The following is an 18,885-nucleotide window of genomic DNA, read 5'->3' as shown; positions in this document are numbered from 1 at the left end:
TTGCGGTTGCGGTCGGGGGGGTTCCGCCTGCGGTGGCCGATGGGGGCCGTCTGCCGATGAGTAAACACGGCGGCCTGGATCGCTGTCAAGCGAATGGAACGTTCTTTTTTTTGAATGTAACGTTCCTTTTCGCCTCGGCATCGGCTACCGTGAGGTCCGGCGACGACGTGGTCCGGTGGCTTCCGGCACGTCGAATCCGTGATGCGAAGGAGCGAGACGTGAGCCAACCGTGGATCCTGATCACCGGCAACGGCGGGTTCGGCGACACCGCCGAACGAGCCGACCTGCGCTACCCGGTCAACCCGAGTTCCGAGCTCGCCGCCGAGCTCGACGGGGAGACCGTGGCGGGGCACCTGCTGGTCGGCCGGAGCCTCGCCTGGCACCGCCACCCCGCCGAGGCCCTCGCCCCGATCCTCGACGAGGCCGCCACGCCGCCCGCCGTCATCTTGTCCACCGGGGTCTTCTCCGGCCGCAGCACCGTCTCGATCGAGCGCCTCGCCGCGAACGTGCAGGACTTCCAATTCGCGGACGACGACGGCTACCGCCCCGCCGGCGACCCCGTCTACGCCGACGGCCCCACGGCCTACCTCGCGACGGTGCCGATCAAGGCCATCACGCACGCGATCCGCGAGCGCGGCATCCCCGCGCTGCTCTCCAACTCGGCGTCCACGCACGGCTGCAACGCCGTCATGTACACCGCCCTGCACCTCGTGGCCGAGCGCGGCCTCGGCAGCCGCGCCGGATTCATCCATCTGCCCGACACCCCCGGCCACGTCGCCAGCCTCGGCAGCAACGGGCCGAGCATGGACCTCCGCCTCCAGGCCGAGGCCGTGCGCATCGCCGCCGCGGCCGCGGTCGCGAACCCCGGCGCCGACCTCGACGTCCCGGCGAACGAGTGGGAGTGGTGAGCGGCATGCCGACGAACGCCCCAGCCCTCCTCGTCACCGGTGCCGCCCTGCACGGTCGGCCCGGCCCCCACGACGTGCTGCTCCGCGACGGCGCGGTCGCCGCGATCGAGCCGAGCGGTTCCATCGGCGCCGACGCCCTCGCCGAGTGGGCCGACCGCGCCGGCGCCGAGCGGCTCGACGCCCGCGGCGGCCTGCTCGCCCGCGCCTTCGTCGAACCGCACCTGCACCCCGACAAGTCCTTCAGCCTCTCCGAGCTCGACCCCGCCGAGGCATCCGGGCTCGACCACTTCGCCCGCTCCAGCCGCATCAAGGCCGGCTTCACGCCGGAGCGGGTCGCCCGCCGGGCCCGCCGGGCGTTCGAGCTCGCCGTCGCGAACGGCGTCACCCGGCTCCGGGCGAACATCGACATCGACTCCATCGCCGGGCTCCGCGGCTTCGAGGGCGTGCTGCAGGCGCGCGAAGAGGTGCGCGGCATCCTCGACGTCGACCTCGTGGCGTTCCCGCAGGAGGGGCTCGGCCGCGACCCCGGCGCGCTCCCGCTGCTCCGCGAGGCGCTCCGTTCGGGGGCGGACCTCATCGGCGGCTGGCCCAACGTCGAGGAGGGGGAGGCCGAGCAGCGCGCCCACGTGCGCACCGTGTTCGAGCTCGCCGAGGAGTTCGACGTCGACGTCGACATCCACGCCGACTGCTGGCTCGACGAGCGCGAGCGGATGCTCGAGGTCGTCGCCGACGAGACCATCGCCCGCGGCTACCAGGGCCGCGTGCTCGCGAGCCACTGCTGCGGCATCGAGCGCTACTCGGAGGAGGACGCCCGCCGCGTCGCCGCCCGGGTCGCCGAGGCCGACGTGCGCGTCGCGATCATCCCGCTGAACCTCGTCGACGGCGGCCCCCGGGGGCTCTCCCGCCCGCACGAGCTGCGCCGCGCCGGCGCCGAGCTCGTCGTCGGCAGCGACAACCTCAACGACGGCTGGTACCCGCTCGGCACGCTGAGCCCGCTCGACCGCGCCTACATGACCCTCGTCGGCGGCGGCTACGGAGACGACGACGTCGACCTCGTCTGGCACATGGTCGCCGCGGGCGCGGCGCACGCGCTCGACGATCGCGGCCGGGCGGATGCCGAGGCCTGGCGCACCCCGGACGTGACGACGGGCATGCCCGCCGACCTCGTGCTGCTGGGCGCCCGCGACCGGCTCGAGGCGCTCCGCCGCCCCGGCGGCCCGCTCACGACGATCAAGGCCGGGCGGGTCGTCGCCCGGCGGAGCGTCGACGAGGCCGTGGCCGGCGCCGAGGCCGACGCGCCGATCGCGGCGGGAGCCGGCGCATGAGCCGCGCCGAGCTCGCGGTCGTCGGCGAGCGGGTGCTCCTCGGCGACGAGCTCGTGCCCGCCACGGTGTTCGTCGAGGCCGGCCGGATCGCGGCCGTGCGCCGCGGGGCCGACCGCGAGGTCGACGCCGAGCGCGTCTTCGACGCCGGCGACGACGTCGTCTCCCCCGGCTTCGTCGACCTGCACGTGCACTTCGACAACCCCGGCGACGACCTCGCCGCCGACTACCGCATCGGCACGGCGAACGCCGCGCTCGGCGGCTGCACCTTCGTCATCGAGCACCCCTTCACGACCCCGCCGACGACCACGGCCGCGCGCTACGCGGCGAAGTCCGAGCTCGGCGCACACGGGGCCATCGTCGACTTCGGCCTGTGGGGCGCGCTCACCGGACCCGGCCTCGGCGAGCTCGGCGGGCAGCGCGAGCTCGGCGCCCCCGGCTTCAAGGCCTTCCTGCCCGAGAACGACATGGACTACCCCTCGGCGAGCGACGACGACCTCCGCCAGGGGCTCGCCGAGACCGCCCGCCACGGCGGGCTCGTGCTCGTGCACGCCGAGGACCGCGAGGGGCTGAGCGCCGCGATCGCCGCCGAGCGCGCCGCCGGCCGTACTGACTACGGCGCCGCGCTCGCGGCCCGCAGCCCGGAGCTCGAGCTCGAGGCCGTGCGCCGCGTGCTCGAGATCGCCGAGAAGACCGGCGGGGCCGTGCACTTCGTGCACCTCTCGCTGCCCGCAGCGGTCGACCTCGTCACCGCGGCACGGGAGCGCGGCGTCGCCGCGAGCTGCGAGGTCACCGCCCACCACCTGCTGCTCGACGCCGAGGACTTCCTGCGGCTCGGCTGGACCGCGCTCTGCGCACCGCCGCTGCGCGCCCGGCCCGAGGTCGAGGGGATGTGGCAGCGGCTCCGCGACGGGGCGATCGACGCCGTCGTCTCGGATCACTGCGTCTACTCCGTCGCGGACAAGGCCGTGGCCGAGCACGACGCGCTCGGCGGCCCGTTCGGCATCCAGAGCGCCCGCGAGTTCGCCCCGCTCTTCCTCGACGAGGCGCTGCGGCGCGGCTGGGCACTGCCCGAAGCGCTCGCCCTCGTGACCAGCCGCCCGGCCGAGCGCTGCGGCGCGGCGCCCGCGAAGGGCCGCATCGCGCCCGGCGCGGACGCCGACCTCGCGGTGCTGCAGCTCGGCGAGCCCCGGCCGGTACAGGCGTCCGGCCAGTTCGGACCCCACCGCTGGTCGCCCTACGAGGGCCGGCCGAGCACCGTCCGGGTGCGTGCGACCGTCGCCCGCGGCGAGTTCGTCGTGCTCGACGGCGGGCTCGTCACCGACCACGGCCCCGGCGCCTTCGTGCCGCTCGCCATCCCCGCGCCCGCGCCCGCGAAGAGCTCCGCGTGAGCGGGCCGGCCGCGAGCAGCGCCGCGACCGGGCTCCGGCGCCCGAGCGCGTTGCCGCCCGTCAGCGACGCGGACCTCGACCGCGGGGCGCGCGAGCTCATCGACACCTGCCTCGCCGTCGGCGCGAGCGACCGGGTGCTCGTCCTCGCCGACGAGGCGACCCGCGGGCTCGCCGAGCGCATCGTCACCGCGGCGGCCCGCGTCGCCGACGACGCCAGGCTGCACCTCGTGCCCGGGCTCGACGACGACTACCCCGCCGCCTTCGCCGAGATCGAGCGGGCGATCGCCGGGCACCGGCCCACCGTGACGGCGTTCGCCGCACGCGACGGCGACGACCGCCTGGCCTGGGACGAGCGCTTCTGGGCGCTGCTCGACGGTGTGGGTGCCCGGCACGCCCAGCTCACCGCGCTCGACCGGCCGAGCCTCGGCATCGGCCTCGCCGCCGACTACCGCGAGGTCGCCCGCTTCAGCGAGCTCGTCCGCGATCGGCTCGCCGGGGCGACGACGGCCGAGGTGCGCAACGCCCTCGGCACCGAGATCCGCTTCACCCTCGACCCGGCCCGGCCCTGGACCGCGTTCACCGGGCTCTACCACGCGCCGAGCGAGGGCGGCCGACTGCCACAGGGCGAGGTGTTCTGCTCGCCGATCGGCGCCGACGGCGTCATCGCGGCGAGCGTGCTCGGCTACCCTTTCAACGCCTCGACCGGCCTGCTCGCCGAGCCCGTGCGCTTCGAGGTGCGGGGCGGCCGGCTCGTCGGGCTCGAGCACCCCGACGCCGAGCTCGCCGCACGCCTGCGCGCCTGGTTCGACCGCGACGAGCACGCCGGCCGCATCGGCGAGTTCGCCGTCGGCACCAACCGCGCCTGCACGGCGCTCAGCGGCACCCTCCTCTTCGACGAGAACGTGCCCGGCTGCCACATCGCCCTCGGCCATCCCTTCGGCGACTACACCGGCGCGCACTGGCACTCCGAGGTGCACGTCGACCTCGTCGTCGAACGCCCCACCATCACCGTCGACGGCGCGCCGCTCCTCGTCGACGGCCGCTACCCCGACCCCCTTCCGGCCGATTGGAGCCCCGAATGACGAGCTACCGCAACGACTACCTGAGCGCGAGCCGCGGCCGCGTCGGCGACCGCTACTACCTGATGACGCCCGACACGATGGTCGAGAACACGCTGCCCGGCCTGCCGCCGTACGCCGCGACCGTGCTCGCCGCCCCGCAGGGCAGCCCCGCCCGCTTCGGCCAGTACCTGCTGCAGCTCGAGGCCGGCGCCGCGAGCACGCTGCCGCAGGGCGCGGGCTTCGAGAACTTCCTCATCGCGCTCGACGGCGCGCTCCGCGTGCGGTCCGCCGGCGAGGAGTGGCTGCTCGAGGACGGCGGCTACCTCTTCCTCCCCGAGGGACGCAGCTTCGAGCTCGAGGCCGCCACGGCCTCCCGCGTCCTGTGGGTGAAGAAGCGGTACCTCGCCGTCGAGGGCGTCGAGGCGCCGCCCGTCGTGGCCGGCCGGCTCGGCGACGTCGTCGGGATCGACGACGACGGCATCGACGGCAGCTACGGGCAGCTGCTGCCCGACGACGAGCGCTTCGACCTCGCGATGAACGTGATGCGCTTCCAGGGCGGCGCCCGATTCCGCATGGTCGAGATCCACCATCAGGAGCACGGCCTCTACCTCCTCGAGGGCGGCGGCGTGTACCACCTCGACGGCGAGCACGTCGACGTGCAGCAGGGCGACTTCATCTACATGGCGCCGTACTGCACGCAGGCCTTCACGGCGACCGGCCCCGAGGCATCCGCCTACCTGCTCTACAAGGACGTGAACCGCGATGGCTTCTGAGACCGCCCAGCTCATCGTGCGCGGCGCCCGGCTCGACCGGGACGCCGCGGGCGCCGGCGCGCCGGCCGGCGCGCTCGTGGACGTCGTCGTCCGCGACGGCGCGATCGCCGCCATCGGACCGGATGCCGCGGCCGGCACGACCGCCGACGAGGTGATCGACGCCGGCGGAGGCCTCGTGACCACCCCGTTCGTCGAGCCGCACAGCCACCCCGACAAGGTCTACAGCCGGCAGCGGATCGCCGAGCTCGGCCTCGTCGCCCACGGCCCGCGCCCCGTGCTCATGCAGCGCCAGCGCGACCTCAAGGCGGCGTTCACCGTCGACGACGTCGCCGAACGCGCCGGCCGCTTCCTGCGCGCCTCGGCGCTCGAGGGCGTCGGGCTCCTCGCCGGGCAGGCCGACATCGACTCGGTGACCGGGCTCGCCTCGGTCGAGGGGGTGCTGCGCGCCAGGGCCGAGTGCGACGGCGTCATCGAGACCGTCGTCACGGCGTTCCCGCAGGAGGGGATGGTCGGCGACGCGCGCGCCTACGGGCTCGTCGCCGAGGCCCTCGCGATGGGCGCGGACCGCGTCGGCGGCTGGCCCAACAACGAGGCCGACGACGAGGCGCGGCTCACGCACCTGCGGCTCGTCTTCGAGCTCGCCGAGCGGTTCGGCCGCCCGATCGACATCAACGTCGACTACTTCACCGATCCGAGCGAGCGCCTGCTCGAACCGCTCGCCGAGCTCACCGTCGCGTACGGCATGCAGGGGCTCGTCAACGCGAACCACGTCGGCGCCCTCGAGACCTACCCCGACGACGACGCGGCCCGCGTGATCGAGAAGGTCGCCGCAGCCGGCATCGCCATCACCGTCTGCCCCTCGAACCTGCAGAGCTCGTACCCGTACCGCGGCGTCTCGCGGCCGAACGAGCTGCTCGACGCCGGGGTCACCGTGACGATCGGCACCGGCAACCACGAGGACAACTGGGAGTCGCTCGGCACCCTCGACCCGCTCGAACGCGCCCGCTTCGCCTGGCACGCGCTGCCCCTCGCCGACCGCGCGGGCGAGGGCATGGACGACGCCTGGCGGATGGTGACGAGCTCCGCCCGCACCGCCGTCGGCCGACCGGCGCCGCGGCTCGAGGCGGGCGCGGAGGCCTCCTTCGTCGTGCTCGCCGCGGGCGACCGCCTGCACGCGCTGCGCAACGAGGCGGGATCGCGCTGGACGGTGCGCCGCGGCGCGCTCGTCGCGTCGCGCCGCGTCAGCACCGAGCTCGTCTACAGTTGATGGCGTTCCCCGCGCCTGGTGCCGACGGAGAGGTCGAGGTCCATGACGGAGCGTGATCAGCCGGCGACGAAACGCGTCACCATCCACGACGTCGCCCGCGAGCTCGGCCTGTCCACGAGCACGGTCTCGGCCGCGCTCAACGGCAGCGGCAAGCTCCGCCAGTCGACCAGGGACCGGGTGCAGCGCACCGCGGACGAGCTCGGCTACCGGCCGAGCCGCGCGGCGCTCGCCTTCCGCCTCGGCCGCACCGGCACGATCGCGTTCGCCCTGCCCTCGGTCGACGAGGGCGCGGTGCCGATGCTCGACCTCGACTTCTACATGACCGCGGCGCGCGCGGCGGCGACGAAGGCCTTCGAGGCCGGGTACGCGCTCACGCTCACACCGCCGACGGTGACGAGCGAGGACGGCTGGCGTCTCATCGGCGCCGACGGGGTCGTGCTCTGCGACCCCGTGCGCAACGACGAGCGGCTCGCCGCGCTCGAACGGCTCGGCACGCCGGTCGTCACGGTCGAGCGGGATGCCGCGCGCCCCGAGTGGCCCTACGCGGTCACGAGCGACCACGGCGAGAACATGCGGACGCTGCTCGACCACCTGCACGAGCAGGGCGCCCGGCGGATCGCGCTGATCAGCGCCGACGCGAGCTGGTCGTGGGCGGAGGAGAGCGCGGCGGCGTACCGCGACTGGGCGGCCGAGCACGAGATGCCGGAGCTCGTGCGGCTGATCCCCCTCGACCACGCCCACAACGACCCCTACGAGTCGACGCTCGCCCTGCTTCGCGGCGCCGACCGCCCCGACGCCGTCATCGCGACCGCGGAGCAGTACCGCGAGGGCGTGCTGCGGGCGGCCCGGGACGCCGAGGTGCGCATCCCCGAGGACGTGCTCGTCGCCGTCGGCATCGACAGCCCGGGCTCAGAGCGGCACGACCCGCCGCTGACCGCGATCGACCTGCAGCCCGACCGGCAGGCGGAGCTCGCCGTCGGCATGCTGCTGCGCCGCATCGAGGGCGAGCCGGTCGACGGCCCGCTGCTCTCCGACGCGGTGCTCCGCGTGCGCGGCAGTACGGTGCGCCCGGTTCGCTGAGCTCGGTTGGTTCGCTGAGCCCGAGCTGGTTCGCTGAGCCTGTCGAAGCGAACTCCACCTTGGCTCGCTGAGCCCGTCGAAGCGAACTCCACCTTGGCTCGCTGAGCCCGTCGAAGCGAACACCACGTTGGTTCGCTGAGCCCGTCGAAGCGAACACCACGTTGGTTCGCTGAGCCTGTCGAAGCGACCTCCACGTTGGTTCGCTGAGCCTGTCGAAGCGAACTCGACCCGCTTCGACAAGCTCAGCGAACCAACCGAACTCAGCGAACTCGACTCGCTTCGACAAGCTCAGCGAACCAACCGAGCTCAGCGAACCACCGCTTCGACAAGCTCAGCGAACCACCGCTACACGCAGCGGCCGGCCTCGGCGATCTGCTGGTCGCTCGGCCGCCCGTACGCCTCGATGCCGGAGCCGGGCACGTCGTAGCCCGCGGCGATCGCCCACGCGGTCGCCCACATCTCGTCGTCGCCGCGGAACACCTCGCTCTCGAAGATCGGCGTGCACTCGGGCCGCACGACCTGCGTGTGCCCGACCTCGTGCACGACGACCGCCTTGGCGTTCACGTCGTCGGCGTAGCTCCAGTCGATCGAGTAGCTGAGGTTGATCTTCGCCCAGCCTCCGTCGGCGTACCAGTACTGCGCCGTGCCCGAGTACCACTCGTCGCTCGAGAGCCCGTTGACGACGTGGTCCCACGCGAAGTCGAGGTGCACGCCGTGCGCGATGGAGCGGGCGAATTCCTCGATCGGCCCGCGGCTCGCGTACTCGGGTGCCGCCCGCCGCGCGGCCTCCGCCGTCTGCGACGCCTGCACGGCCGCCACGGCCGCGGCGAGCTGCTGGTACCCCTCGGCGCTGTCGTCCTGCTCGACGTACCAGGAGTCGCCGTCCTGCGCGATAGCGTGCATCGCCGGAACGCGCGACTCGTAGCTCGCGACGGGGCTCGCGTCGAGCACGGCCTGCGCATCGGCGGCCGCGTCGGCGTAGAGTGCGGCGCGTGCCTCGGCGAGCTGCGCCTCGACGTCCTCGAGCCCGCCGAGACCCGACTCGGCCTCCCGCTGCAGTTCGACGAGCCGCCCGGTGCGCTCCTGCGTCGCGACGGCCTCGGCGAGGCTCGTCCAGATCGGCGTGAGCGGTCCCCGGTCGTAGGCGGGCTGCTCGGGCAGCTCGAGTTCGGCGGCGTCGATGAGCTCGCGGGCGGATGCGACGTCCGCCGTCAGCGCCTCGGCGAGCGCCGGATCGCCGAGGCCGTCCACGAGCGCGCCGGCGAGCGCCTCGCCCTCCAGCGCCTGCCCTTCCGCGAGCGTCGTCGCGCCGCGCAGATCGCCGAGCGCCGCCTCGGCGCGGGACTCGGCGGCCGCCCCGGCGACCACGGTCTGCGCGCTGACGGCGTCGGCGAGCGCGGTCGTGCCGAGCACGAGCCCGATCGTGCCGAGGGCCGCGGCCCCGAGCACCGGGAGGCCCCACTTGATGCCGTCGTTCACGCGTCTCCCCGCCTCGTTCCGCCATCCCCCACGATCGCGCCTGGATGCAGCGTAGCGAGCCGCCCGGCTCCGCGGGGGCGCCCCTCCCGTGGAGCGTCGCACGGGTCTAGACTCCGAGCGACATCTCTGGGGGGAGGGTGCATGTTCGAAGCCGATGTGGCGGACGTCGCCCAGCACGCATCGACCGGTGGGCTCCCGGCCCGGCTCGGCGAGACGGTGGCGGCCGCGCACCGCCGCTACGCCGGGCTCGACGAGGGGGTCGTCGCCGACTACATCCCGATCCTCGCCGAGGCGGATCCGGCGCACTTCGGTCTCGTCGTCGCGCAGGTCGACGGCGCGGTGCACCGGGCGGGCGACGCCGGGGTGGCGTTCTCGATCCAGTCGATCTCGAAGGCGTTCGTGTTCGCGCTCGTCTGCGAGGCGATCGGGCACGAGGCCGTGCACGAGATCGTGGGCGTGAACAACACGGGGCTGCCGTTCAACTCGGTCATGGCGATCGAGCTGAACGGCGGCAGCCCGATGAACCCGATGGTGAACGCGGGGGCGATTGCGACAACCGCCCTCGTGCCCGCGGCGACGCCCGCCGAGCAGTGGGAGCTCGTGCGCACCGGGCTGTCCCGTTTCGCGGGCCGCGAGCTCGCGCTCGACGGCGAGGTGTACCGCTCAGAGGTCCTGACGAACCAGCGCAACCAGGCGATCGGACGGCTGCTGCAGAGCTACGGACGGCTGGATGCCGACCCGCTCGCCGTCGTCGACGTGTACACGAAGCAGTGCGCCCTCTCGGTGACGGCCGAGGATCTCGCCGTGATGGGGGCGACCCTCGCCGACGGCGGCGTGAACCCGGTGACGGGCGAGCGCGTCGTCTCCGCGGAGGTGTGTCGCGACACGCTCGCGCTGCTCGCCTCGTGCGGCATGTACGAGCGCTCGGGCGAGTGGCTGTTCGAGATCGGACTGCCGGCGAAGTCGGGCGTGGCGGGCGGCATCGTCGCCGTCGCCCCGGGCAAGGGCGCCGTGGGCGCCTACTCGCCCCGCCTGGACCCGGCCGGCAACAGCGTGCGCGGGCAGCGCGCCTGCGCCTACCTCTCCCGCGCGCTCGGCCTGAACCTCTTCGCCTCGACGCCCGCGCCCGCCGCGGCATCCGCACCGCCCGAGGCATCCGCGACGCCCGAGGCATCCGCACCGCCCACCGAAGGGAGCCGCGCATGACCGCGCAGACCGCCGCACCCCGCACCGAGGAGCGCCGCTCCTGGGCGCCCATGGTCGGGCTGTTCCTCGCCCAGGTGCTGATGTCGTTCAACGTCGCCGCGCTGCCGATCTCGCTGGGCGGCATGGTCGAGGACTTCGGCGTGCCGCCCACCGTCGCGAGCTCGACGATCGTCGTCTACGGGCTCGCCGTGGCGGCCCTCGTGATGACCGGCGCGAAGCTCGGCCAGCGGGTCGGCTGGGTGCTCATCTTCCGCTGCGTCGTCGTCGTGTTCGGCGTGTCCTCGGTGCTGATGATCCTGTCGCCGACGATCGGCTGGGCGATCACGGGCCAGGTGCTGGCCGGGGCATCCGCCGCCATCATCGTGCCGTCCCTCGTCGCCCTCATCGCCGAGAACTACCGCGGCGCCCAGCAGGCGACGGCAGTCGGCTCGCTCGGCTCGGCGCGCGCCTTCTCGGGCATCAGCGCGTTCCTCATCGGCGGCACGCTCGGCACCCTCGTCGGCTGGCGGCCGGTGTTCATGATCACCTTCGGCCTCGCGGTCGCGGTCTTCGCGCTGAGCTTCGGGCTGCGCTCGGACAAGGGGGATGCCTCGGTCCGCATCGACCTCGTCGCGTCCGCCCTCATCGGCGGGGCGATCGTGCTGCTCACGCTCGGCTTCAACAACCTGAACGCCTGGGGCATCGTGCTCGCCGAGCCCGGCGCGCCGTTCGACGTGCTCGGCCTCTCGCCCGCCCCGGTCTTCGTGGTGCTGGGTCTCGTGCTCGGGCAGGCGTTCTTCCTGTGGACGAGGCGCCGGATGCGGCTCGGCCGAGTGCCGCTCGTCGACCTCTCGGTGCTCGGCAGCGCCCGCGAGCGCGCCGCCGTGTACGCGATGTTCATCATCGTCGCGATGGAGGCGGCGGTGAACTTCACGGTGCCGACGTACATCCAGGTGGTGCAGGGGCGCACGCCCTTCGACACCTCGCTCGCGATGATGCCGTTCAATCTGACGGTGTTCGTCACGGCGACGCTCATCGTGCGGTTCTACCGCCGCTACAGTCCGCGCGTGATCGGCCTGTTCTCCTTCGGCCTGACGACGGTCGCGCTCGTCTGGCTCGCCTTCGTCGTGACGAACAACTGGGAGACGCTGCCGACGATCCTCGGCCTCGTCGTGTTCGGCATCGGGCAGGGGGCGCTCGTCACGCTCGTGTTCAACGTGCTCGTGACGGCCGCGCCGAAGGAGCTCGCGGGCGACGTCGGCTCGATCCGCGGTACGACGCAGAACCTGGCCTCCGCGGTCGGCACGGCCGTGATGGGCGCGCTGCTCGTCACGATGCTGAGCCTGAACTTCACGCAGGCCGTGACGGAGCATCCGGAGCTGCCGGACGAGCTCGTCGCCCAGGTCGACCTCGATCAGGTGAACTTCATCAGCAACGACGAGCTGCGCGAGAAGTTCGCCGAGACCGACGCGAGCCCCGAGCAGATCGATGCGGCCGTCGCGATCAACGAGGAGGAGCGGCTGCGCACGCTGCGGATGGGCTTCCTCGTGCTCGCGGGGCTCAGCCTGGCGGCGGCGCTGCCGGCCTCGCGGCTGCCGCGGTACAAGCCGGAGGAGATCCCCGACCCCTCGCCCGCGAGCGAGTAGCCGGGAACCGCGCCGTCAGTGCTGGTGCAGCTCCCCGTGCGGGACGGCGAGCTCGCCCGGCTCGGTGCCGGCGAGGGCCGGGGTCGCGAGGGCGGCGACGAGCGCGGCGCCCGCGACGAGTCCGAGGGTGGCTGCCACGGGATGCCGCGTCCGGGTGGCCGCTGGTGCGGCCGGGGATGCGGATGCCGGCGCGGCATCCCGGGTCTCATCGGGCCCCTGGCCCGGAGCGTGTGCCCCGCGCAGCCGCGCCGCCGCCCCGACCGCGACGACGAGCGCGAAGCCCGCCGCCGCGATCGTCGGCAGCCCGGCGAGACCGAGCTGCGGCGCCGCGCCCGCCCCCACGACGAGCGCGAGCCCGACGACGACCGTCAGGCCGACGGCGAGCGTCGTGCGCGGCAGCACCGGGCCGCCCGCCCGGAGCGCAGCGAACGCCCAGGCGAGCGCCGCAAGTCCCGCCGCGGCGAGCACGCCGACGGCAAGCGGGCCGGTCGCCCCCGCGGCGAGCGCCGCGAGGACGAGCCCGGCGCCGAGCGCGGCGAGCGCCGGCCAGCTGCGGAGCGCGGCGGGGAGCACGGCGGCCTCAGGCCGTCGCCAGCCGGCCGCCGCGCTCGGCCCCGAGGCCGACGCCGAGCAGCACGAGCGCGCTCGCGAGGTGCAGGAAGTGGTCGGGCGTGTTCAGCGCGAGGATGTTCGCCGCGGTGCCCGCGAGGAAGAATCCGACGATGCCGAGCAGCAGGTAGGCGGCGCCCACGATCGTGTTCACCGTCTTCGCGGCCCGCGCGCTCATGAGGCCGGCGACGAGCAGCGCCGCGCCGATCAGGAGGTGCGCGATGTTGTGCAGCGGGTTGACCGCGAAGATGCCGAGCAGCAGCCCGCCCTCGGTCGCGACGAACGAGACGCCGCCCGTGACCGCGAAGCCGAGCAGTCCGACGAGCAGATAGACCGCGCCGAACACCGTGGCGACGATGCGGTTCGGTGAGTTTCGCATGGTTCCTCCTTGATCACGGGCCCGTGCGGGCCGTCATGGGGGATTCGGAACCGTCGCGGCACCGGATTGGAGGAGATTCGGATGCCTCGGCGCTCAGGCCGGCAGCGCCTCGGCGCCCGGCTGCGGCGCCGCGATGACCTCGGCGATCTGCCCGAGGTGCGCGGCCATCGCCTCGTGGGCGGCGGCGGGGTCGCCCGCCCGGATGGCGTCGGCGATGCGGCCGTGCGCCCGGTGCGAGCGCAGCATCCGTTCGAGGCTCTGCAGCGTCTCGTCGCGCGAGGGCGCGGTCCACTCGTTCACGACGTCGATGAGCTCGACGAGCATCGCGTTCTGCGCGAGCGTCGCGACCGTGGTGTGGAACTCCAGGTCGAGGGCGACGAGGCGGGCGGCGGAGGGCTCGGGCCGGCCGAGCTCCTCCTCCGCGGCGGCGAGCACCCGGTCGAGCGCGGCGAGGCCCGAGGCATCCGCCCGGAGCGCCGCCCGCTCGGCGAGCGGCGGCTCGACCACCCCGCGGAGGTCCATCACCTCGGCGAGCAGCCGCTCGCTGGGCGGCAGCACGCCGCGCAGCGAGTCGGCGAGCTTGGGCCGGGCGACGGCCTCGACGACGCTGCCCCGCCCGGGTCGGCGACTCACGAGCCCGCGCATCTCGAGCGCCGAGAGCGCCTCGCGCACGGTGCTGCGGGCGACGCCGCCGAGCTCGGCGAGCTCGCGCTCGCTCGGCAGCTTGTCGCCCGGCTTCAGCTCACCGGACTCGATGAGTTCGAGCAGCCGGTTGGCGAGCTTCTCCGGCGCGCCGGCGTCGCGCGAGACCTTGAGATCCACCTCGGCCTCCCGTCGCGCGCCCCTCCCGAGTGCTACGACTTTATCTCCACGGTGACCCAGTTCTCGAAGGAGGATCCGCCGGCGAGGCTCGTCACGCCGATCGTCGCCCGGCCGCCGAGGCCGGCGACGGGGCCGAACACCTCGGCGAAGAGGTCGCTGTAGCCCGAGGAGACGCGGTGCACCTCGGTGAACTCGGGCGTCGACACGACGAAGCAGAGCGAGCGGACGACGGCCTCGACGCGGTCGAGGGAGCCGAGGGCGAGGCGGATGCCGCCGAGGCAGTTGAGCGCGGTGAGCCGTGCGGCCTCGTAGCCCTCCTCGACGGTGAGGGTGTCGCCGAGGCGGCCCGGGTAGCGCACCGTGCCGTCGGGCTGGTCGGGGGTGTGACCGCTCAGGAAGAGGATGTTCCCCGAGATGTGGTGCGGCTTCATCGAGCCGTAGACGTCGGCGCCGTAGTACCCCTCCTTGGCGAAGTCGGGGATCTCGAGCCCGAGCCGCGCGACGCGCTGCTCCGGGGTCTCGGCTGCGGCGGCGGCCTGGTCCTGCGTGTCCGTCATGTGACCTCCTTGTCCGGTTTCGCCGGATTCCCGGCGCTGCGCGGATCAGTATTGCACTGGTCCGACCATCAGACCATACTAGTTCCGATCCCCCAACTGGTCTGACCATCAGACCCCGACGTCCGGAGGAGCTCGATGACGACTCAACTCCCTGCTCTCGCCCCGCTCGACGTGCAGCACCACGACGACCCCAAGGTCGTCAAGGAGGCTGCCACCGAGGACTACACGACCCACGTCGTGCCGCTCTCCTGGCGGATGCCCCGGCCATCCCTCGCGATGTCCTTCTACGCCCTCGTGAGCGGCATGTTCTACCTCGTGACCGCCGCCACGCTCGCGGCGACGGTCGGCACGACCGATGCGCTCATCGGCATCGTGCTGGCCTGCGCCGCCTTCGGCGCACTCGGCTACGCGTTCAGCCGCTACGCCGCGCGCACGGGCCTCACCGTCGCCCTCATGTCGCAGCGCATCTTCGGCACCTCCGGCTCGCTGCTCGGCGCCCTCGTGCTCGCCGCCACGGCCATCTACTACGCGGTGTTCGAGTCCTCGATGATCGCGAACGCCTTCCACGTCGCGTTCCCGCAGCTCTCGCTCGCGCTCTGGAGCGCCATCGCGGTCGCGATCAACCTGCCGCTCGTGATGGGCGGCATCCGCCGCTGGATGGACAAGTACAACGCCATCCTGCTGCCCGTCTACTGGATCGGCCTCATGGTCGTCGTCGTCATGCTCGCCATGCGCAACGACTCCTCGGGCTGGCTCGCGCACCCGCCGCAGGAGGGCGCGGACTTCGCCGCCCCGGGCTGGCTGTACGCCTTCTTCGTCTACCTCGGCGTGCTCGTGCTCATGATGTTCACCGTCGACTTCGCCCGCTTCGGCAAGCCCGAGCAGGCGCGCTCGAACGGCATCGCCGTGTTCGGCCCGGTCTTCTACGCCTTCGTGTACCTGGCGAACGGCCTCATCGGCATCTTCATCGCCTACAGCGCGGGCCTCGACGGCGCCGTCTCCTCCGAGCTCGTCGGCAACACCATGGTGAGCCTGCTCGGCGGCTGGGGGCTCTTCCTCGTCTGGGTGACCCAGGCGCGCATCAACACGGCGAACTTCTACGTCGCCTCGACGAACATGGAGGCGCTCGTCTTCCGGCTGTTCCGGGTGCGCGTGCCGCGCGTCGTCGCGGTGCTGTTCTGCGGCGCGATCACCTACGTGTTCATGCTCACCGACGTCGTCAGCTACCTGCTCGTCGCCCTCGCTTGGCAGGGCGCCTTCATCGCCTCGTGGGTCGGCGTGGCGCTCGTGCACCTCGTGCGCACCTGGAACACGCGCGACATCGAGGAGTTCCGCGCCGGGCGCGTCCGCCGCTTCACCTGGAACGGCGCCGTCTGGGTCGCGACCTCGCTGCTCGGCATCCTGCTGTACCAGTTCGGCGGGGCCTTCGGCGCCGCGTGGTCGACGCCCATCACGCTCGTGCTCGCGGTCGTGCTCGCCGCCGTCGTCGACCGCACCGGTCGCGGCGCGCTGCTTCGCCGGGCGCACGACCCCCGCAGCGAGGTCGACGACCCCTGGGAGGCGCGCGTGCGCTGCCACGTCTGCGACCACAGCTACGTCGCCGTCGAGATGGACCGCGACCCCAGCGCCGAGGGGCAGCCGCCGATCTGCGCCGCGTGCGGTGTGCTGAGCACGGCGTACCTGCAGGCGAGCCGGCGCGAGCACGCCGCGCTCACGGCCGCGGGCTAGACGCCCGAGCATCCGCCGTCACGACGTCGCGCGAACGGTCCCTCCCCGGGGGCTGTTCGCGCGATTCGTGCGACTCCACCAGGCGGAGTCGCGCGAACGACGGATGCCGCGGCCGCGAGCCGGCCGACTGCGCGAGCTCGCGAGGTCAGCCCCGGGCCGTACCCGGACGGCCGGTCAGCCGACGGCGCGGCGGACGAGCTCGGTGACCTCGCGCTCGACGGCGTCCGTCCACGCGCGGACCGCGAAGCCGACGGGCCAGACGTCGCCGTCGTCGAGCTTCGCCCGATCCTCGAAGCCGATCGTCGCGTAGCGGGTCTTGAACTTCTTCGCCGGCTGCAGGAAGACGACGATCTTGCCCTCGCCGTTCGCGTAGCCGGGCATGCCGTAGTACGTCTTCGGCACGAGCTCCGGCGCGACCTCGTGCACGACACGGTCGAGCCCCTCGGCCAGCTCCCGGTCCTCGGGCTCGAGCGCGGCGATCGCCTCGCGCACCGCCGCCTCGCCGGCGGCGCGGCTCTTGCCCGCCTTCTCCTGCTCGCGCAGCTCCTTCGCACGCTGCTTGACCGCCGCGCGCTCCTCGGCGCTCAGTCCGGATGCCTCGTCCTTCGCCATCAGCGGCACTCCTCCCCGCGGGCCCCCGCCCGCGCGTCCGAGGCTACTCCTGGCAGATCCCGAGCGATGGTGTACTACCGGTACATACTGTTAGTACACTTTGGCCCATGACCCGCACGGCGCTCCTGCACCTCATCATCCGCGTCCTCGGCACCGCCCTCGTCGTGGTGCTGCTCAGCGCGCCGCTCTGGGTGCCCGGCTGGGGGCCCGGCCTGATCGGCGAGATCGCCGTCGTCCCCTTCCCCGGGAACGCGGCGATCATCGGGGGCTTCCTCGCGCTCGTCGCGCTCTACTGCCTCACGCTGCAGCGGCTCGTCCGCCGGGCGGGCGCCGGCTCCGGGGCATCCGTCTGGTGGATGTTCGCGATCCCGGCGAACTTCGTCGAGGACTTCTTCATCATCCATCGGGTGGCCGCCGCCGTCGCCCCACGCACCGGCACCGCGGCGCTGCGCTGGTGGCGCCTGCTCGGCTACGGCTGGTGCGCGCTCCAGATCGTCTCGCTGCTGCCCGGCGAGGCAGGACAGGCCGGGGGTGCGCTCGCCATCCTGCTGTGGTTGGCTCAGTGGGTGCTCACGCTCTCGATCTCCCGGCGGCTGCGCTGATGCCGCTGCCGAGATTCCAGCGACTCGCCCCGGCCGATCAGGCCCGCATCCTCGGCGTGGCCCGCGCCCACTTCGCGCGCGACGGGCACGACGGCGCCTCGTACAACCGCATCATCGCCGATGCCGGCATCTCGAAGGCGTCCGCCTACCACTACTTCGATGGCAAGGCGGACCTCTACGACGCGGTCGTCGCGGATGCCTCGGCCCGCATCGCCGCAGCACTCGGGCCGTGGCTCCCGCAGCCCGAGGCAGGCGCGTTCTGGCGCGAGCTCGCTGCGGCGAATGAACGCCTCCTCGGCCATCTGGCCGCGCATCCCGACGACCGCTCCCTGCTCTCCTCCGCGAGCGGAGGGTCGGAGCCCGACCCCTGGACCGCCGAGGTCGTCGCGGACGCCCGACGGCTCGAACTCGTGACCGTCCCGGACGAACCGCAACTGCTGCTCGCCGCGACGCAGGGGCTGCTCGACGCCCTCGACCGCTACGCGCTCGCCGAACCCGGCCGGGCTCGCGTCGCCGCCGAGCACATGCCCGCGCTGCTCGCCCGGCTCTGGGGTTCGCCCGGCTCTCCCGGTTCACCCGGCGCGATCGGCTGAACGGCTTCCGCCGCCGATCCGCGGCCGACTACCTCCGACGCTTCCGCGGCGCAGGCTCCTCCGGCGTCGTGACGGCCTGCACGACCGTGTGCGCGGCGGCGCTCTTCGCCCACTTGCGCACCCGGTCGGCCTGCTTACGCCGCTGCTTCAGCAGGGCGGCCCGGCGCTTCGCCGCGGCGGCGGCATCCGTGATCGCGGCCCCCGGCTCGGCCGCCGCGCCCCGGCGCGCCGTCGAGGGCACGACCCGGCGCGACCAGGCATCCAGTCCGGCCGTCGCCCGCGCCGCAGTCCGCGCCGCCCGACGCGGGGCGCGCGTGCGGTCCGCCTTCGCCGCGCGTCGCGTCGCCCGGGACTGCGCCACGATCGCCTCCAGACGCTGCTTCGCCCGCCCCGGCGGCAGTCCGTCGGCCAGGCGCTTCGCCTCCTTCTCGGCGGACTTCGCGTGCGCGAGCGCCGCCTTCGCGCGCCGCCGGTCGCGGCGCTCGGTGACCGTCGCCATCCTCAGCCCTCCGCGTCGATCAGCTCGAGCAGCGCCCGGGCGGCGTCGCGGATGTCGTCGTGGTCGTACTGCCCCGCGCGGCTCTCGAGCGAGATGACCGCGCAGCGGTGCACCCGGCGGAAGTCGCCGTAGGGGAAGGAGTACGCCCCCTTCGTCTCGTCGTTCTCGTCGTCGTCCACGCCGAGGTGCCAGTGCCGGTACTCCGTCCATCCCTCGCGCTCGACGAAGGCGTTCTCCTCGTCGGCGCTCGGCGCGTCCTCGCTCCAGGCGTCGCGTTCGTCGCGCACCACCTGACCGTCGCGCACGAGCGAGCGGGCGTGGCGCAGGGCCGTCTCGTTCAACCGGATCGTCATGAATGGGTCCTCCTCCCCG

At 73.5% G+C, this 18,885-nt stretch carries 20 protein-coding genes; 12 read left to right on the top strand and 8 right to left on the bottom strand.

Features of this window, described 5'->3' with window-relative positions; all coding sequences use genetic code 11:
• Window positions 1-218: 218 nt before the first annotated feature.
• The 7 genes from IEY71_RS00585 to IEY71_RS00555 are packed head-to-tail and all read left to right on the top strand — an operon-like array spanning window position 219 to window position 7,802.
• Entirely contained in the window at window positions 219-908 is a 690-nt protein-coding gene (locus IEY71_RS00585) for a pyroglutamyl-peptidase I (protein ID WP_189083383.1), read from the top strand.
• Complete coding sequence (locus tag IEY71_RS00580; protein ID WP_189083382.1) at window positions 905-2,233, top strand: amidohydrolase family protein; 1,329 nt, start codon at window positions 905-907, stop codon at window positions 2,231-2,233. The genes IEY71_RS00585 and IEY71_RS00580 overlap by 4 nt, the downstream gene beginning before the upstream one ends.
• The gene (locus tag IEY71_RS00575) at window positions 2,230-3,621 is read left to right on the top strand and encodes a dihydroorotase (protein ID WP_189083381.1); all 1,392 of its coding nucleotides are present in this window, start codon (window positions 2,230-2,232) and stop codon (window positions 3,619-3,621) included. Before IEY71_RS00580 ends, IEY71_RS00575 begins: the two co-directional genes overlap by 4 nt.
• Window positions 3,618-4,703: an aminopeptidase gene (locus IEY71_RS00570; protein WP_189083380.1), complete on the top strand. Its 1,086-nt coding sequence runs from the start codon at window positions 3,618-3,620 to the stop codon at window positions 4,701-4,703. Before IEY71_RS00575 ends, IEY71_RS00570 begins: the two co-directional genes overlap by 4 nt.
• On the top strand, window positions 4,700-5,455 hold the full coding sequence (allE, locus tag IEY71_RS00565; protein ID WP_189083379.1) for a (S)-ureidoglycine aminohydrolase: 756 nt from the start codon (window positions 4,700-4,702) through the stop codon (window positions 5,453-5,455). The genes IEY71_RS00570 and allE overlap by 4 nt, the downstream gene beginning before the upstream one ends.
• The gene (locus IEY71_RS00560; protein ID WP_189083378.1) at window positions 5,445-6,722 is read left to right on the top strand and encodes an amidohydrolase family protein; all 1,278 of its coding nucleotides are present in this window, start codon (window positions 5,445-5,447) and stop codon (window positions 6,720-6,722) included. Before allE ends, IEY71_RS00560 begins: the two co-directional genes overlap by 11 nt.
• Window positions 6,723-6,764: 42 nt before the next feature.
• Window positions 6,765-7,802, top strand: a complete 1,038-nt coding sequence (locus IEY71_RS00555; protein WP_189083377.1) for a LacI family DNA-binding transcriptional regulator — start codon at window positions 6,765-6,767, stop codon at window positions 7,800-7,802.
• Window positions 7,803-8,147: 345 nt separating this feature from the next.
• Here IEY71_RS00555 and IEY71_RS00550 read toward each other — a convergent pair whose 3' ends face one another.
• Window positions 8,148-9,281, bottom strand: a complete 1,134-nt coding sequence (locus tag IEY71_RS00550; RefSeq protein WP_189083376.1) for a hypothetical protein — start codon at window positions 9,279-9,281, stop codon at window positions 8,148-8,150.
• Window positions 9,282-9,422: 141 nt separating this feature from the next.
• On the opposite strand from IEY71_RS00550, the gene glsA reads away from it, so the two are divergent.
• Window positions 9,423-10,487: a glutaminase A gene (glsA, locus tag IEY71_RS00545; protein ID WP_189083375.1), complete on the top strand. Its 1,065-nt coding sequence runs from the start codon at window positions 9,423-9,425 to the stop codon at window positions 10,485-10,487.
• The gene (locus IEY71_RS00540; protein WP_189083374.1) at window positions 10,484-12,112 is read left to right on the top strand and encodes an MFS transporter; all 1,629 of its coding nucleotides are present in this window, start codon (window positions 10,484-10,486) and stop codon (window positions 12,110-12,112) included. Before glsA ends, IEY71_RS00540 begins: the two co-directional genes overlap by 4 nt.
• 15 nt (window positions 12,113-12,127) lie before the next feature.
• Here the strand turns inward: IEY71_RS00540 and IEY71_RS00535 are convergent, their stop codons facing one another.
• The 4 genes from IEY71_RS00535 to IEY71_RS00520 form a co-directional block, all read right to left on the bottom strand.
• Window positions 12,128-12,685, bottom strand: coding sequence for a hypothetical protein (locus IEY71_RS00535; RefSeq protein WP_189083373.1), 558 nt, complete (start codon window positions 12,683-12,685; stop codon window positions 12,128-12,130).
• A gap of 7 nt (window positions 12,686-12,692) precedes the next feature.
• Complete coding sequence (locus IEY71_RS00530) at window positions 12,693-13,100, bottom strand: DUF4383 domain-containing protein (protein WP_189083372.1); 408 nt, start codon at window positions 13,098-13,100, stop codon at window positions 12,693-12,695.
• A 93-nt stretch (window positions 13,101-13,193) separates the two neighbouring features.
• A complete protein-coding gene (locus IEY71_RS00525; protein WP_189083371.1) occupies window positions 13,194-13,922 on the bottom strand; it encodes a FadR/GntR family transcriptional regulator in 729 nt (242 codons plus the stop codon).
• A 32-nt stretch (window positions 13,923-13,954) separates the two neighbouring features.
• On the bottom strand, window positions 13,955-14,479 hold the full coding sequence (locus IEY71_RS00520) for a RidA family protein (RefSeq protein WP_189083370.1): 525 nt from the start codon (window positions 14,477-14,479) through the stop codon (window positions 13,955-13,957).
• 135 nt (window positions 14,480-14,614) lie between these two features.
• Here IEY71_RS00520 and IEY71_RS00515 point away from each other — a divergent pair, with 135 nt between their 5' ends.
• Window positions 14,615-16,207: a purine-cytosine permease family protein gene (locus IEY71_RS00515; protein WP_189083369.1), complete on the top strand. Its 1,593-nt coding sequence runs from the start codon at window positions 14,615-14,617 to the stop codon at window positions 16,205-16,207.
• Between the two features lie 174 nt (window positions 16,208-16,381).
• Here the strand turns inward: IEY71_RS00515 and IEY71_RS00510 are convergent, their stop codons facing one another.
• Window positions 16,382-16,819 (bottom strand): iron chaperone, encoded by a 438-nt coding sequence (locus IEY71_RS00510; RefSeq protein WP_189083368.1) that lies wholly within the window; start codon window positions 16,817-16,819, stop codon window positions 16,382-16,384.
• A 107-nt stretch (window positions 16,820-16,926) separates the two neighbouring features.
• Here IEY71_RS00510 and IEY71_RS00505 point away from each other — a divergent pair, with 107 nt between their 5' ends.
• Together IEY71_RS00505 and IEY71_RS00500 are read left to right on the top strand one after the other, a co-directional pair.
• The gene (locus tag IEY71_RS00505) at window positions 16,927-17,421 is read left to right on the top strand and encodes a hypothetical protein (protein WP_229781469.1); all 495 of its coding nucleotides are present in this window, start codon (window positions 16,927-16,929) and stop codon (window positions 17,419-17,421) included.
• Complete coding sequence (locus IEY71_RS00500; protein WP_189083367.1) at window positions 17,421-18,014, top strand: TetR/AcrR family transcriptional regulator; 594 nt, start codon at window positions 17,421-17,423, stop codon at window positions 18,012-18,014. Before IEY71_RS00505 ends, IEY71_RS00500 begins: the two co-directional genes overlap by 1 nt.
• A 28-nt stretch (window positions 18,015-18,042) precedes the next feature.
• On the opposite strand, the gene IEY71_RS00495 is transcribed toward IEY71_RS00500, so the two are convergent.
• Window positions 18,043-18,513, bottom strand: coding sequence for a hypothetical protein (locus IEY71_RS00495; protein WP_189083366.1), 471 nt, complete (start codon window positions 18,511-18,513; stop codon window positions 18,043-18,045).
• 2 nt (window positions 18,514-18,515) lie between these two features.
• Window positions 18,516-18,866 (bottom strand): hypothetical protein, encoded by a 351-nt coding sequence (locus IEY71_RS00490; protein WP_189083365.1) that lies wholly within the window; start codon window positions 18,864-18,866, stop codon window positions 18,516-18,518.
• Window positions 18,867-18,885 lie beyond the last annotated feature (19 nt).

It is taken from the genome of Agromyces mediolanus (assembly GCF_014648575.1).
GTDB classification, from domain to species: domain Bacteria; phylum Actinomycetota; class Actinomycetes; order Actinomycetales; family Microbacteriaceae; genus Agromyces; species Agromyces mediolanus.
The sequence above is the reverse complement of the archived record's forward strand: the minus strand, read 5'-3'. Positions and strand labels throughout refer to the sequence as shown.